Source organism: Nonomuraea sp. CA-143628 (assembly GCF_050942315.1).
In the GTDB taxonomy this organism is placed as follows: Bacteria; Actinomycetota; Actinomycetes; order Streptosporangiales; family Streptosporangiaceae; genus Nonomuraea.
Genome location: NZ_CP192072.1, coordinates 10,457,477 through 10,472,504 on the forward strand (window position 1 = coordinate 10,457,477; position 15,028 = coordinate 10,472,504).

Sequence of the window (15,028 nt, forward strand, 5' to 3'; positions counted from 1 at the left end):
TCTATCAGAGTGGCGAACGCCGGGTGGGGCGCGCATCCGGTTTTTTATTGAGTTGCCCCGTCAACGACGGCCTCCCTAGCATCGAGCGCATGTATTGCCTCTGCTTCATGCGTCTGCGCAGCGACCGGGCTCGGGCCCGCTAGCTGACGCGGTTACGACCTAGGCGTCCGCCGGCGCGCCCCGGGCCCTTCGAGAGACCCATACATCTCGAAGACCCGAGAGGGCGGCTGTGGCGCAGAACTTCGCGCACGGAAACTATTCACACACCCAGAAGAACGCCAGGAACAGCGGCGGTCGCACGCCCAGAGACCGGGCCAGGCGCGCCTTGTCGCAGAATTTCCTGGTCGACCGGCATGCCGTCGAGCTGGTGGTCAAGGCGGCCGCCCCCGACGGGCTGGTGCTCGAACCCGGCTCGGGCGAGGGCGTACTGACCTGGGCGCTGGCCGAGGCCGGCGCCCAGGTGATCGGCTACGAGATCGACCCGCGGCTGGCTGGCCGGCTCGCCGCGCGCACCCGCGACGATCCCCGGATCGACGTGCTCAGAGCCGACTTCACGACCGCGCGGGCGCCGCGTGAGCCGTTCGCGGTCGTCGGCAACATCCCCTACTCGGTCACCTCGCGGATCGTCGACTGGTGCCTGCGGGCGCCGGGGCTCACGTCGGCGACGCTGCTCACCCAGCGGGAGTACGCCCGCAAGCGCTCGGGCGACTACGGCCGCTGGAGCCTGGTGACGGTGGAGTCGTGGCCGTGGTTCCACTGGCGGCTGGGTGACCGGATCGGCAGGGAGAGCTTCCGGCCGGTCCCGTCGGTCGACTCGGCGATCCTGCGGATCGAGCGGCGGCCCACGCCGCTGGTCGAGGCGCGGCGCGGCTACCAGAAACTGGTGGAGGTGGGGTTCGGCGGGGTCGGCGGCTCGGTGCGCGCCTCGCTGAGACGCCATTACGACGGGGTGGAGGCAGCCCTCGCCGCGGCGGGCATCGCCCGCGACACGGTGGTGGGCCACGTCCACCCCGACCAGTGGATCACGTTGTGGGAGCGGCTATGCCGCTGACGTGACCGTCGCCTTCCCCGCCGGCTCGACGGGCGGGGCGAGCACCTGGGCCGCCGGGGACCGGCGGCCCCAGGGCATCGCCATGAGCAGGATCGGCAGCAGCACGATCGACGCTCTCGACCAGTCGCGGTGCAGCAGCCACCAGGCGTTGTCGCCGAACTGGGTCATGTACAGATAGCCGTACGCCGACCACAACGAGACCCCGATGATCGCCGGCCAGGCGAACTTGGTGGGCCTGGCGATCAGGAACGGCATGAACCACAGGAGGTATTGGGCGCCCAACCGCGGCGTGACGACCATGAAGATCAGCAGGATGGCTAGGGTCATGTCGATCGGGTCGGCCCGTCGCCAGAGCAGCACCGCGAGGACGACGCAGATGTAGATCAGGTAAGTGCCGATCTTGGCCAGGCCGGGGATGAGCGCCCAGTCGCCGCCGGTGAAGTGCGGTGTCCAGCCCCACTCTCCGATGATCGGCCGGATGTCCTGAATGGTCTCGATGACCGCGGGGATCTGCTTGAGCGACGTGCCCGCGAAGATCGGCAGTGTGACCAGGAAGAACACCGGCAGCGCGCCGGTCATGAACAGCGCGGCGATCCTGGCCCGCAGGTTGGGCAGGAGGAGCAGCATGCCGGGGATCAGCCAGATCGGCCAGCTCTTCGCGCACAGGGCCAGGCCCATCAGCAGACCGGCCAGCGCACCGCGCTTCAGATCGGCGCGGTCCATCGGGCCGGGCATGAGGGCGCGGTGGAGCATGCCGCCGCGGCCCACGATCCGGCGCAGCGACAGCCGCCAGCCGTAGGCCGAGACGCCCCGGCGTACCTTGGCGACCACCTGGGTCGTGATGCCGGCCCGCTCGGGCGAGCCGGGGCCGCGGGCCACCACGAAGGCGGCCACGCCGAAGGCCAGCGCCACCGGCTCGACCTGGCCATGGATGCAGGCGACGAGCAGGGCGAGCGGGTTGAGCGCGTACTGCAGGGCGCGCAGCGACGCCTTGGGACCGCCGGCCAGCTTGGCGACCAGCGGGATCAGCACGATGTCGGCGACCACGGTGACCAGGCGTCCGGCGTAGACCCACGGGATGCCCAGCCACAGCAGGATCCCGTAGACGTAGGGGATGGTTGGCAGGAAGTGCCAGCCGCCCTCGCTGGCCAGGACCGGGTCCTGGCCGTTCAGCACCGCCTGGCCCGCTGGCTGGAAGCTCTCCATGAAGTCGACGGGCTGCCAGGAGTCGTGGGCCGCGGTGAACATCAGCACCACGCGTACGGCCACGCCGACCAGCACGGAGACAAGGAGAGGGGGTCGCCAGTCACGCCATTGGGCGATGAGAGCGAACAAGACACCTGCGACGAGGATCGTCCCCGTGAGAACTGCGTAATCCATGGCGGCTTCTAGCCTGCCGTACTCCTCTGAGTACTTCCACCGAGGGTTCCGATTCTTAACTCTGACATGGCGGGTCGTAACGCGATAGAACATGACCCTCTGTGCTGAACTTTTCTCATGGGGGGATCGCAGGTCAACCAGGCTCTGGTGAGGCTGTACTTCGAGGTGAAAGACGGGCTGCGTGACCCGGTCGCGGCGTGGGCGAAACTCACAGGAAATTCGCAGGTCTACCAGCAGGCCAGGGGTGGAAGGCGGGTTCCGCTGGACGACGGGACGGCGGCCGAGCTGACCGCCGCGGCGATCGTGCACACGGCCACCGAGCACGGCGCGGACCGGGTGGCCGCGCTGTCCACCTCGCCGCTCGCCGGGCTGATCGGCGGCCTGGGCGGCGCGGTGCTGACCGAGCAGTCCAGCGTGCCGGATCAGCTGCTCGGCCGGGGGTTCCCCGGCACGTCGCCGGAGGACTGGCCGCGGGCGGCGTATGTGCTGCTGTGGGGCGAGAACAACAGGCTCGTCCGCACGCCCGACATGCCCCTGGTGATCGCCGGGCGCTACAAGGGTCAGAAGGTCGTGGCGATCGGGCCGCATCCGACGCGCCTGTCGGACGAGACCCTGGTCGTCCGGCCGGGCACCGACGGGGCGCTGGCCATGGCCATGGGGCATGTGCTGCTCAAGGAGTTCTTCCTGGAGCGGGCGGCGTTCGCCGGGCACGCGATGGAGCGTACGGACCTGCCGTTCCTGGTGCGGCTGCGCGAACACGGCGGTGCCTTCGTGGCCGGCGGGCTGACCGGGCGGCCCGCCGAAGGGCTGAGCGTGTACGGCGGCGACTCGGTGGAGGTGCTGCTGCCGCGCTTCGACGACGGGCCGGGGCTGCTGCGCCGCGGGGTGCCGGTGGTCAGGGACGGCGACGAGCCGGTGACGACGGTGTTCGACCTGCTGCTGGCGGTGTACGGGGTGGCCCGCGAGGGGTTGCCGGGTTGCTGGCCGGACGGCTATGGGGATCGCGGTGAGCCGTACACGCCCGCCTGGCAGGAGGCGTACACGGGGGTGGCCGCCGCGCGCACGCTGAAGATCGCGCGGGAGCTGGGGGCGACGGCGGAGCGGACCGGCGGGCGGTGCATGATCGTGCCTGGGCGGCTGGAGACGAACCACGCCGACACGGCCTACCGGGCGATGCTGGCGCTGCTCGTACTGACCGGTTGTGGCGGCGGCTGGGCGCAGGCCGGGGCGGGGTCGGCCGTTCCGCTCGTGCCGTATCTGTGCCTGCACGCGTGCGGCGAGGACGGCACGGACGTGGGCGCGCTGAGCTGGCCGCTGGCCGAGGGGCTGTTCGATCGGCGGTCGTCGCGGTCGATGCTGCTCGAAGCGGTGCGTGACGGGTTGCCGATGGCGCCGTCGCCGCGCGTGCTGGCGATCCCGCGTCCGATCTATCCGCTTCCGCCCGAGGTGGAGTTGCTCATCGGGCCCGATGACCGGTGCGACCTCGCGCCGCCCGACGCCTACCTGGTGGCGGACGCGGTGGCCAAGCTGACCGTCGACCACATGGAGCCCGCCGCGCCGGATCCGGCGGCGGTCGCCGCCGGAGGACGGATGCGGTTGCTGGTCGATCACGCGTGGATGCACGAGTACGGGGAGGCCCTGCCGACGTATCGTCCGCCGGGGCAGGGCCTGCCCGTGAAACCGACCCAGTTGGTGCGTTAGCCGGCTGGTGCGTTAGCCGACCTCATCCGGCTGTGAAGACGCTCAACCGGTGAAGCCCTTGAAGATGCCGGTGAACTCGTACGCCGACTGTGAGATCCCGCTGCACGTCGGCGAGACGCTGCCGTTGGGGCAGCCGCCGTTGTCGCGGCCCACCGACCAGAAGCCGACGAAGCCGATGTGGTTGGTGTTGGCCCAGTCGCGCAGCTTGCGGGCGTCGGCCTGAGTGGTGGTCTGGCCCGTGTCGTTCTTGCCGATCATCGGTGTGACGCCGAGCATCCGCTTGAGCTGGGCATCGGTCTTCGACGGCCACACGCCCTTCATCTGGCCGAGCGTCGCCTGGGCGGCCGAGACCATCGCGTCGCCCCAGTTGCCGGTGTAGCCGAAGTCCATGACCATCGGGTTGACGATCACGTTCAGGCCCTTGGCGGCGGCGTCCTGGAGGATCTGCACCGAGAACGGGTCGAGGCCGTAGTCCTGCGCCTGGACGCGCAGCGTGTACCTCACCACGGTGCCGCGTTCGGACTGCAACTGCTTCAGCGCGCTGTTGACCTTGTTCACATCGATCGACGCCTCGACGTCGACGTCCAGCTGGTTCGTGCCGACCGCGTCGAGCACCTTCTTGTAGGCGGCGAGCAGTGTGGCGGTGGTGCCGCAGTTGTGCTCCAGGTACGGGCCCTGGGCGCCGCCGCTGGCGACGACCACCTGGCCGCCCTGGGCCTGAAGCGCCTTGACGTCGTTGATGATCCTGGAATCGGTGAGCGGGATGACCCCGCCCCAGGCCGGGTTGCAGCCCGTGCTGTCGCCGAGCACGAAGGCCAGCGTGTAGTTCTTCACCCCGGTCGCGGCGGCGGCGCCGGCCAGAGACGGGGTGTTCATGGTGATGTCGATGTAGGGCGCGTAGCGGATGTCGCCGGTCGGCGGCGGCGTGGTGTCGTTGGTGGTCTTCCCGCTGACGGACGCCGTGTACGCCGAGCAGTTGCCGGCGGCGTCACACGCCCGGACGCGGAACCCGTAGGTCGTGGTGGCGCTGAGCCCGGTGGCCGTGTAGGAGGTGCCGGTCACCGCCGTGGGAGCCGCGTTGTCCCTGGACACCTCGTAGCGGGCGACGCTGCCGGAGTTGTCGGTGGAGGCGGACCACGTCACGGTCAGGCTGGAGTTGGTGGCGCCGCCGACCGCCGGGCTTCCCGGCACGGTCGGCGCCTGGGTGTCCGGGGCGCCACCCGGGCCGTCGAGCACGACGTCATCGGCGTAGTAGGCGCCCTGGCCGTACCATCCATTGACGTAGACGATCACGCTCGTCACACCCGCGCCGGTGGTGAACGACGTTTTCAGCTGCTGCCATTGACCGCCCGGGGCACCCCAGGTGCTGACGTCGATCCCGGTGCCCGTCGCCCCCAGGAAGATGTAGTTGCCCTGGACCCACGCCGACAGCTGGTAGGTCGTGTTGGGCTGGACCGTCACGGTCTGCTGGCATCGGGCGTAGTCATTGCCCGCCGGGGTGGCTTGTAAGGCCCTCGTACCGCCGTGAACGGGCTGTGACACTGCTTGGGCGGCGGCCGAGGCCTGGCAGGTCCAGCCGGTCAAGGCGGACTCGAAGCCGGGGTTCGTCAGGATGTTGGCGGCTGAGGCGGGTGTGGCTTGGAGGGCTATGAGGCCCAGGGCGATGGCGGCGGTCGCCGCGAGTCCTCGCAGGTTCATGGAGGTCCCCTATGTTCTCGGGTATTCACGTTCTCGTCTTCGTGAAGCTCGGCTCTTCGTGAGAGTGCCGCCGCGCCCTCGTGGGCCACCCGCCGCACCGGCGGCGGGACGCCGGTGCGACGGGTGCGGTGGGCCGGTCCCGGTTCAGGAGCCGGCAGTGGGTCGGTTTCGGTTCAGAAGCCGACGGTGGAGCCGTTCAGAAGCCGGCGGTGATCCTGGTGAAGTCCCAGTTCGACTGGGCGATCCCGCTGCAGTTGGACACGACCCCGCCGCCCGGGCACGGCCGGTCGCGGTTGACGGCCCAGTACGCGAGCCTGGTCAGGCCGTTGTTCCTGGCGTAGTCACGGATCTGCGTCCAGGTGGCCGTGGAGGTGAGCTCCTGCTGGTCCGACAGGCCGTTCATGCCCGAGATGCCCATGTGCGCGTACGCCTGAGCGTCCGACCAGCCGAAGGCCGTCTTGAGGGTGTTCTTCAGCCCTTCGGAGGCGTTGACCGTGCTTTGGTACATGTTCGAGCCGCCGCCGAAGTCGAACGGCATGATCGTGTAGTTGTCGATCGGGACCGCGAGCTCCTTCGACCGGTTGATCAGGCGGGTGCCCCAGTAGGTGGGGCCGGTGGTCGAGGTGCCGAAGGTGACGACGACCTTGACGTTGGGGTTGTTCTGCTTGACGATCTTGAGGCCGTTCAGGATGCGGTCCTGGACCGCCTCGCTCTCGAACTCGTCGGTGTTCTCGATGTCGAAGTCGACGGCCGCGGGACCGACGGCGTTGATGACCGTCTGCACCGCGCCGGCGAACGCCGAGGGCGAGGAGCAGTTCGGGCCGAGCTTGTTGCCCGACCAGCCGCCGAAGGAGACCTGTACGCTGCCGCCGGCCGACTTGATGGCCGAGATCGCCTGCGCGTCGGCGCCGCCGGTGAGCGGACGGCTGCCGTCCCAGGCCGCGTTGCAGCCGCCGCTGGACAGGATGAAGGCCATCGTGAACGACTTGACGCCGGTCGCGCTCATCACCGTGGCGGGCGCGGGCGGGTCGCCCCAGCCCATGTAGAGGTAGGGGGCGCCGGGCAGCTTGCTGCCGCCGCCGGTACAGCCGGTGGTCGTCCCGGTGACCGCGGCGCTGGAGGCCGACTCGCCTACCGAGTTGTACGCCCTGACGGTGAAGGTGTGCGAGGTGCAGGTGCCCAGGGAGCCGATGGTGGCCGAGGTACCGGTGACGGTGGCCTTGACCGTGCTGCCCTCGTACACGCGATAGCCCGTGACCGTGCCCGACGACGCGCCCCACGACAGGGAGAGCGAGCTGTTCGTGGACCCGCTGACGCTCGGCGAGCCCGGCTGGCCGGGGGCGCCGGTGCCGGCCGAGGTGGTGGCGGTGACGGAGTTACTGGCCGCGGAGAGGTTCCCGGCGGCGTCACGGGCGCGGACCGTGTAGGTGTAGCTGGTGGAGGCCGCGAGCCCGCCGTCGGTGTAGGTGGTGCCGGTGGCCGTCGTCACCAGCGTCGAGCCCCGGTAGACGTTGTAGCCGGTGACGCCGACGTTGTCGGTGGAGGCGTTCCAGGCCAGCGAGACGCTGCTGGAGGTCGTGCCGGTCGAGCGGAGGTTGCCCGGCACCGAGGGGGCGGTGGTGTCGCCGCCGCCGCCCGAGACGGTCTTCCACAGGGCGGGCACGGCGTCCGGCGTCCAGTCGGGCTGGGAGGTGTGGGCCTGGATGCACTCGTAGTCGACGCCGTTGTAGGTGACGCGGGTGCCCACGGAGTAGGCCGTCCACGCCGCCCACGCGGGGTAGGCGAAGGCCACGGCCCCGTAGGCGCTGGTCGAGACGGTGGTGAGCCCGGCCCCCATCATGGCCAGGGCGGCGAGTAAGGCGAGGAACATGCGGCGAAATCTCATGGCATTCCCTGGTGGTGCGGCTGTGACGGGTCAGGTCCTTGTGGCGTGCCGTACGGCTCGCGCCGGGGGGTGAGAGCGCGAGCCGTACGGCATGGGCCCGCGTGGTGGGGCGGGCCGCTGGGGGGGTGGCAGCAGGAGGGGTTCGCTTTGCTCGGCCGGTCAGAGTGGGAGGGGAGCCGCCCATGTCGGAGGGTCACTTCGACGGCCCGCGACACTCTGGGTCAGAGTGGAGAAGGGCGGCGGAGACCGGGACATGGCTTCCTGATTCATGATTTCTTTTAGGAAAGTTTCCTAAGAGTTGCCGCGATCGTAGCCTTGACACCCGGGTCTTACAAGACCCAAAGAAATGGTTACGGCGGAGCAGCCGGATTCGCTGCTCCGCCGTGGTGACCGGCCGAAGGACGATCAGTTCTGCTGGGTGATGCGGACGTCGTCGACGCCCGCCTCGACCAGGGACGCGCCCGAGGCGTCGGCGGCGTCGATGAGGATGCGGACCGTCTGGCCCGCGTACGCGTTCAGACCGGCCGTGGCCGTGGCCCAGGCCCCGTTGCGGTTGGCCGCCGCGCCGGCCTGCTGGAAGACGGTCGTCGTGGTGTTGCCGACCACCCTGACCCGGAAGTAGTCGGCGCTGGAGGCGTTCGAGCCGTGCGCCAGGTACCACGACAGCGAGAGGCTGAGCGTGCCGGTGGCGGGCAAGGTGATGGGCGGCGACTGGATCGAGGTGATGCCGCCGTCGACGTCGAAGTCACCCGCGGAGGTGCCCGCGAGGCGGCCCGTCACCAGGTCGTTGGTGCCGCTGACCGTGGTGGCGAGCTGCTTGGCGCCGGAGGAGGTGGTGGCCTCAGGGACGCCGCGCTCCCACGCGCCGAGGGTGGCCGTGTCCGTGGCGCTCGGGTTGACGGTCCAGCCGGTGCCCGTCTCGAAGGTGTCGGAGTAGACGGTCACGGGCGGGGTGCCGGTGCCGCAGTACTGGGACTCCTTGCCGATGATCCGGTAGACGCAGTCGGAGTACTCGAGGAAGCGGAGCACCGCCTCCCTGTTCCGGGTGGTCTGCGGGACGATCTGCTCGTCCGGCGGGTAGAAGCCCGGGCTGGAGCTGACGGGGTACATCTCGAAGGTGAAGCTGAAGATCTTGTACGCGCCCCACAGCCAGTCGTCGATCGTCCCGTCGGTGATGTAGAGGTCGCTGGCCTGCTCCGGGGTGTAGTTGTTGGTGGAGGCCATGTTCCGGCCGAGTGCCGCGAACGCGTCGTGGTCGTCCTGGGTCAGGCCCGGAGCCGTGTCGTTGAAGGTGAAGCCGTAGGGCCACAGGACGAGTTCGGCGTAGGTGTGAAAGTCGATGTTCGACTTGATCTGCTGGACGCCGCCGACGACCCGGCCGCGTACGAAGTTGGCCACGGCCTTCACCTCGGGCGCCGACTCGGCCGACGCGCCGCGGTAGGTCTCGCTGGAGGTGCTGCCGGAGGAGCCGCCGCAACAGCCGAAGTTGTAGGCCCAGTTGCGGTTCAGGTCGGTCCCGACGGCCGACGAGCCGCTGTTCGGCTGGCGGTTCTTGCGCCAGGAGCGGTAGGAGCCGCTGGCGATGTCGTACTCGCCGCCGTCCGGGTTCAGGTCCGGCATGATCCAGATCTCCCGGGAGTTCACCAGGTTCGTGATCCGGGTGTCGGTGCCGTAGTTGTCCACCAGCAGGTGCATCAGGTAGAGCGCCATCTCCACCGTGAGGTGCTCGCGGGCGTGCTGGTGCGCGGTGAAGAGCACCTCCGGCTCCGCCTCGTCGGTCGCGACGTTGTCGCTGATCTTGATGACGCGCAGGGCTCTGCCCTCGTACGACGTGCCGTACGTGGAGACCGTCGCGAGGTTGGGATGAGCGGCGACGAGCGCGTTGATGTCGGCGGTCGCCTCGGCGTAGTTGTGGTAGCCGGAGTCCGCCGGCGGGAAGTCAAAGGTCCCGACGCCGCCGGACGGCGATAACGGGCGCGGCATCTCCGAGACCCGGTAACCGAGGCGCCTGATCGCGTCCACCTCGGCCGTCGTGGCGGTGATCAGGACCGACCCCGTGGCCACCTCGTCGATCGCGGCACCGGTCGCGGCGACGGCGCTGCGTTGCTGGGCGTTCGCCGGCCCCTCCACGCGATACTGCCGGTTCGGCGGCGGCTCGGCGGCGGCCCCGGCTCCGGTCATGCCGGTCAGGCAGACCAGGCCGAGGACGGCGAGCAGGATGACAAAACGGCGTTTCACCTAGTCCTCCTCGGGCGCGTGGGATGTCGTTGACACGCGCCTGAACCGAGGGTGAGGACGTTGCGGTGGTTGGGAAAGGCCCAACTTTCCGGCCCGTCCGGTGGGCCCGTTTCCTGCCGGCTCCAGAGCCTGACAGCTGAGCGACAGGTTAATGCCAGCTCTCTACCAGGGCGTTTCGACACGCTGAACGACATGAGCATCAGTGCTGAGGGCCTGCGACAGGAAGATCCCATGATCAAGACCACGGAGACCATGACCACCCGCGACGGCGTCACCCTCGTCGCCACGCTCTGGCGCCCCGCGGGGCCCGGCCCCTTCCCGGTGCTGCTGGCCCGCACGCCGTACGGCAGGACGGATCCGGGGCCCGGAATGCACCTGGACGTGCCCCGGCTGGTGGCCGCCGGATACGCGGTCGTCGTCCAGGACGTACGCGGGACCGGCGACTCGGACGGCGAGGTCGCCTTCATCACCGGCGAGGCCGCCGACGGCTACGACGCGGTGCGGTGGGCGGCCACGCGGCCCTGGTCGGACGGGAACGTCGGCATGTTCGGCGACTCCTACCTGGGCATCACCCAGCTCATGGCCGCCCAGGAACGCCCGGCGGGCCTGCGGGCCATCGCGCCGCACGTGGCGCCCGCGTCACTGCACGAGGTGGTCTACCAATCAGGCGTGCCCAACCTCAACGTGGTCCTGACCGTCAGCGCGGCCGTTCTCGCGCTCGACGAGCTGGAGCGCCGCATCAGGCGGGGTACGGCGCTCGCCGCCGACAGGGACGCCTATCTGGCGGCGCTGGGCTTCCCCGACCGGTTCCCCGAGACCATGCTGCGGCTGGCCGAGCGCCTGCCGCTCAGCGACCAGCCGCTCCTGACCGACCTCGTGCCCTTCTACGCGGACTGGATGGATCATCCCGACCCGGCGGCGGAGACGTGGCGGAACGGCGCCGTCCGCCACGCCGAGATCGAGGTGCCAGCTCTGGTGGGCACCGGCTGGTACGACTACTTCCGCGACGCCTCCATCGGCCACTACCAGCACCTGCGCGGCGGATCCCGGCTCGTCGTGGGCCCGTGGGCGCACTTCACGCAGGACGGCGACGTCTGCGGGCGGGACTACGGGGCAGGGGCGAGCCAGGACGCGATCGACTGGACCGGCCTGCACCTGGACTGGTTCGGCCAGTGGCTGCGCGGGGAGTCGCCGGCCGACCGGGCCGCGGTGACGTACTTCCTGATGGGCGCCGACGAGTGGCGCACCGCGACCGACTGGCCGCCGCCCGCCGCCCGGCGCGTGGCGTACCACCTGGGCCCGGACGGCACGCTCGGCACCGTCCCGGCGGGCGGCGGGGGCGGCGAGTTCGTCAGCGACCCCGGCGATCCGGTCCCCACGGTGGGCGGGGCGGTGATGACGTTCGACGCCTTCGGGCCGCTCGACCAGCGTCCGCTCGACGACCGCGGCGACGTGCTGCGTCACCAGAGCGCACCACTCGACGCCGCGCTGGAGGTGACCGGGGACGTCGAGCTGATCGTGCTCGTGTCGTCCACCGCGACCAGCGCTGACGTCGCCGTCAAGCTGATCGACGTGCACCCCGGCGGCCGGGCCGAGCTGCTGACCGACGCCATCACGCGGGTGACGGACCTGACGCCCGGCGAGGTGCGCGAGGTCAGGGTCTCGCTGGGCGCGATCTCGAACCTCTTCCGGCCCGGACACCGGATCAGGATCGACGTGGCGGGATCGAACTTCCCCAGGTTCGCCAGGAACCCCCAGAAGGGCACGACCACGATCCACGACCCCTCCTACGTGATGCTGCCGATCATCTCGTAGACCTCCTGCCTGGTCATGGCGGCGCCCTTTTCGTACAGGTCGTCGTAGCGCGCGTCACCGAGCGCGGCCCTGGCCGACGCCGTCCCCGCGACGGTGTCGCCCGACGCGTCGGGCGGCTCGACGGCGGCCGACGCGCCGAACAGGACGGCCGCGCGTTCCGGGTCACCGCCCGACAGCTCGGCCAGCGCGCACCCGGCCAGCACGATCGACAGGTACGGCAGATCCGGCGTGGTCCCCAGCAGGCCGAGCGCCAGGCGGTGCTGTTCGAGCCCGGCCGCGGGGTCGCCACCGGCCGTCAGCGCCCTGCCGTAGCCGGCGTGCACCGCCACCGCGAGCTGCGGAATCGGCGGCGCCTCGGCCAGCAGCGGGAACAGGTCGCGGTAGGTGGCCAGACTCTGCTCGACATCGCCGAGCCGGTAGGCCAGCGCGGCCTCCCCCAAGCCGAGCTGGATGAGGGTGAACGCCGAGATCTCCGCATCCGCACCGGCCCGGTCGTCGGCCCGGTCAGCGGTTCCGCGTCGGGCCTTGGCCAGGTCGGCGGCGGCGCCGTCGAGGTCTCCGCTCTGCGCACGGAGCGTCGCCAGCCGGGTCAGCGTCGAGATCGTCTCCTCCGAGCTCACCCACTCGCTGGTGAGCGACTGGGTCTCGGCGATCAGATCTTCCGTGGGCTCCCCGCGCGCGGCGCGCAGCGCGGCCAGATTCAGCAGCGCCTCGCTCAGCCCCCACCGTTCGCCCAGCTTCCTGAACCCGGCCACCGCCTGCTCCAGCCGCTCTTCGGACGCGTGCGGCCCGGCGAGCATCCTGGCCGAGCTGGCCAGCCAGAGGTCGTCGCTCTCGGCGAGGTGATCGAGCAGCGCGGCGGCCCGCTCGTCCTGCCCGGCCGCGCTCGCCATGACGGCCCGGCTGATCAGCAGCAGCGGGTGGACGGGCCCTTCCCGCTCCGCCGCCGTGATCAGCTCGTTCATCCGCACGGACAGGACCCGCATGGCCGCCCGATCACTGACGATCGACGCGAACTTGCTCACCCCATCCGCGAACAGACAGGCCACGTACGCCCTCACCAGGCCCGGAGGCGGGGTGTCGCCCGCCAGGTCGAGCACCTGCCCCGCCCAGTTCGCGCTCTCGTGCCGGTAGCCGCACATCCACCAGTACCAGTTGAGTGCCGCGCAGAGCCGCAGCGCGATCTCCACGTCGCGCTCGTCGAGCGCCCAGCGCAGCGCCACCGAGCAGTCGTCCCGCTCGGCCGAGAGCCGCTCGATCCACTCGATCTGCGCGCCGGTCCGCAGCTGGGGAACCGCCCGTTCGGCGAGATCGAGCAGGTGCACGGCATGACGCCGCCGGTACGCCGCCATCTCCCCGGTCTCGGCCAGCCGGTCGGCGGCGTACGCGCGGATCGTCTCCAGCATCGAATAGCGGCCCTCCGGCGACACCTGGACCAGCGACTTGTCGGCCAGCGCGCCCAGCACGTGGGCGGTGCCGCCGCACACCGCCTCGACGGATTCGAGCGTGGCGCCGCCCGCGAAGACCGCGAACCCGCGGGCCAGCTCGCGTTCGGGCTCGTCGAGCAGGTCCCAGCTCCACTCCACCACCGCTCTGAGCGTCTGCTGGCGGGGCAGCGCCGTTCGGCTGCCGCCCGTCAGCAGCCGGAAGCGATCGTCGATGCGGTCGGCGAGCTGCCGCGGCGTCATCGTCCGCAGCCGGGCCGCGGCCAGCTCGATGGCCAGCGGCATGCCGTCCAGCCGGCGGCACAGGGCCACCACTGCCGCGACGTTCCCCTCGTCGAGGGCGAACGCGGGCCGGGCCGCGGTGGCGCGGTCGAGCAGCAGGCGTACCGACGGGTATTCGGCCGCTCGGGTCGCGTCCACGCCGGGCGGGGGCGGCTCCAGCGGCGGAATGGGAACCAGCCGCTCCCCCGGCACGCCGAGCGGCTCCCGGCTGGTGGCCAGCACGTGCAGGCCGGGGCAGCCGGCCAGCAGGTCATCGGCCAGGCGCGCGGCGGCGTCGACGAGGTGCTCGCAGTTGTCCAGCACGATCAGCACCCGGCGCTCGCCCAGGGCCTCGACCACCTGCTGGAGCGGCCCGTCCCCGCCAAGCCGCCCGGCCCCTCCCGGTTCCCTGTCCCCTCCCGGTCGCCCGTCCGCCCAGGCGCCCGGTGTGTCCTGCCTTTGGTGCGGATAGTCGGTCATATCCGGCCGGTGATGCGAGTAGCCCGGCCGGTCCTCGCGCAGGCCGAGGGCGTCGAGCACCGCGCCGGGCAGAGCCGTGGGGTCGGTGACAGAGGCCAGCTCGACCATCCACGCCCCGTCGAACCGCGTGCCCATGCGCAGGGCCGCCTCGGCGGCCAGCCTGGTCTTGCCCGCGCCGCCCGGTCCGACGATCGAGACCATCCGGGCGTGACCGAGGACGGTGGTCAGCAGGTCCAGCTCGTCCTCGCGGCCGATGAACGTGGTCAGGGGGACCCGGACGTTGCCCTTGGGCAGACCCTTGGGTGGGTCCTGCCGTACGGGAACCTCGCCCGACACGACCGCCAGGTGGGCGGCGCGCAGCTCGGGCCCCGGGTCGACGCCGAGCTCGTCGGCGAGCGTCCGGCGGGTGCGCTCGAACAGGGCCAGCGCGTCGGCCTGCCGCCCGGCGGCGGCCAGCCCCCGCATCTCCAGCGCGCACAGCCGCTCACGGAGGGGGTGCGCGGCGACCTCCGTGGCCAGATCGGCCACCAGCCCGGCCGCCAGCCGCGCCTCGGCGCGGGCCTCGATCGCGGCCAGCCGGTCCTCCTCCAGCCCGGCGGCCACGTTGGCCAGGTACGGCACGGCGCCGAGACCGGCGAGCGCGGGCCCACGCCAGAGCGCGAGCGCCTCATCGAGCTTCGCGAGCCTGGTCGGATCGAGCTTCGCCAGACTGGTCAGGCGGCGAAAGCGCAGCGCGTCGACCAGGTCGGCGTCGACGGCCAGCGCATAGCCACCCGTCCGGCTCTCCACGATCTCGTACGGCCTGAGCGCCACACGCAGCCGCCTGACCAGCGTCTGCAGCGCGTTGGCGGCGTTGCCCGGCGGCTCCTGCGGCCAGAGCATGTCGATCAGCCGCTCCGAGGTGACGGTCCGCCCGGCTTCGAGGGCGAGGATGGCCAGGAGCGCCCGTAACCGGAACCCACCGACCGCGATCGGCTCCGCGCCGGTCACTTCCAGTGTCCCCAGGATGGATATCCGCACGAAACCCATCCTGCCGCTTTCCCCCGGATGGGCGCTTCGCCGAGGCTCTCTTGG

The 15,028-nt window shown here is 71.0% G+C and carries 8 protein-coding genes; 3 read left to right on the plus strand and 5 right to left on the minus strand.

What is annotated here, in order from left to right:
* Positions 1-325 precede the first annotated feature (325 nt).
* Complete coding sequence (gene erm, locus ACQP2T_RS47400; protein ID WP_433519928.1) at positions 326-1,051, plus strand: ErmE/ErmH/ErmO/ErmR family 23S rRNA (adenine(2058)-N(6))-methyltransferase; 726 nt, start codon at positions 326-328, stop codon at positions 1,049-1,051.
* On the opposite strand, the gene ACQP2T_RS47405 is transcribed toward erm, so the two are convergent.
* Positions 1,040-2,431 (minus strand): hypothetical protein, encoded by a 1,392-nt coding sequence (locus ACQP2T_RS47405; RefSeq protein ID WP_433511394.1) that lies wholly within the window; start codon positions 2,429-2,431, stop codon positions 1,040-1,042. The genes erm and ACQP2T_RS47405 overlap by 12 nt on opposite strands.
* A gap of 117 nt (positions 2,432-2,548) precedes the next feature.
* Between ACQP2T_RS47405 and ACQP2T_RS47410 the strand changes: the two genes are divergently transcribed.
* A complete protein-coding gene (locus tag ACQP2T_RS47410; protein ID WP_433511395.1) occupies positions 2,549-4,132 on the plus strand; it encodes a molybdopterin-dependent oxidoreductase in 1,584 nt (527 codons plus the stop codon).
* 42 nt (positions 4,133-4,174) lie between these two features.
* Here the strand turns inward: ACQP2T_RS47410 and ACQP2T_RS47415 are convergent, their stop codons facing one another.
* The 3 genes from ACQP2T_RS47415 to ACQP2T_RS47425 form a co-directional block, all read right to left on the minus strand.
* Positions 4,175-5,830, minus strand: a complete 1,656-nt coding sequence (locus tag ACQP2T_RS47415; RefSeq protein WP_433511396.1) for a carbohydrate binding domain-containing protein — start codon at positions 5,828-5,830, stop codon at positions 4,175-4,177.
* Positions 5,831-6,026: 196 nt separating this feature from the next.
* The gene (locus ACQP2T_RS47420) at positions 6,027-7,715 is read right to left on the minus strand and encodes a fibronectin type III domain-containing protein (RefSeq protein ID WP_433511397.1); all 1,689 of its coding nucleotides are present in this window, start codon (positions 7,713-7,715) and stop codon (positions 6,027-6,029) included.
* 405 nt (positions 7,716-8,120) lie between these two features.
* Positions 8,121-9,953: a M14 family zinc carboxypeptidase gene (locus tag ACQP2T_RS47425; RefSeq protein ID WP_433511398.1), complete on the minus strand. Its 1,833-nt coding sequence runs from the start codon at positions 9,951-9,953 to the stop codon at positions 8,121-8,123.
* A 192-nt stretch (positions 9,954-10,145) separates the two neighbouring features.
* On the opposite strand from ACQP2T_RS47425, the gene ACQP2T_RS47430 reads away from it, so the two are divergent.
* The gene (locus ACQP2T_RS47430) at positions 10,146-11,768 is read left to right on the plus strand and encodes a CocE/NonD family hydrolase (protein ID WP_433511399.1); all 1,623 of its coding nucleotides are present in this window, start codon (positions 10,146-10,148) and stop codon (positions 11,766-11,768) included.
* Here the strand turns inward: ACQP2T_RS47430 and ACQP2T_RS47435 are convergent.
* Positions 11,741-14,974, minus strand: a complete 3,234-nt coding sequence (locus ACQP2T_RS47435; protein WP_433511400.1) for a BTAD domain-containing putative transcriptional regulator — start codon at positions 14,972-14,974, stop codon at positions 11,741-11,743. The two genes, ACQP2T_RS47430 and ACQP2T_RS47435, sit on opposite strands and share 28 nt — an antisense overlap.
* Between the last annotated feature and the right edge of the window lie 54 nt (positions 14,975-15,028).

Coding starts and splice junctions, on each gene's coding strand:
- ACQP2T_RS47405 (WP_433511394.1), bottom strand. CDS start 2,431: ATGGATTACGCAGTTCTCACGGGGACGATCCTCGTCGCAGGTGTCTTG.
- ACQP2T_RS47410 (WP_433511395.1), top strand. CDS start 2,549: ATGGGGGGATCGCAGGTCAACCAGGCTCTGGTGAGGCTGTACTTCGAG.
- ACQP2T_RS47415 (WP_433511396.1), bottom strand. CDS start 5,830: ATGAACCTGCGAGGACTCGCGGCGACCGCCGCCATCGCCCTGGGCCTC.
- ACQP2T_RS47420 (WP_433511397.1), bottom strand. CDS start 7,715: ATGAGATTTCGCCGCATGTTCCTCGCCTTACTCGCCGCCCTGGCCATG.
- ACQP2T_RS47430 (WP_433511399.1), top strand. CDS start 10,146: ATGAGCATCAGTGCTGAGGGCCTGCGACAGGAAGATCCCATGATCAAG.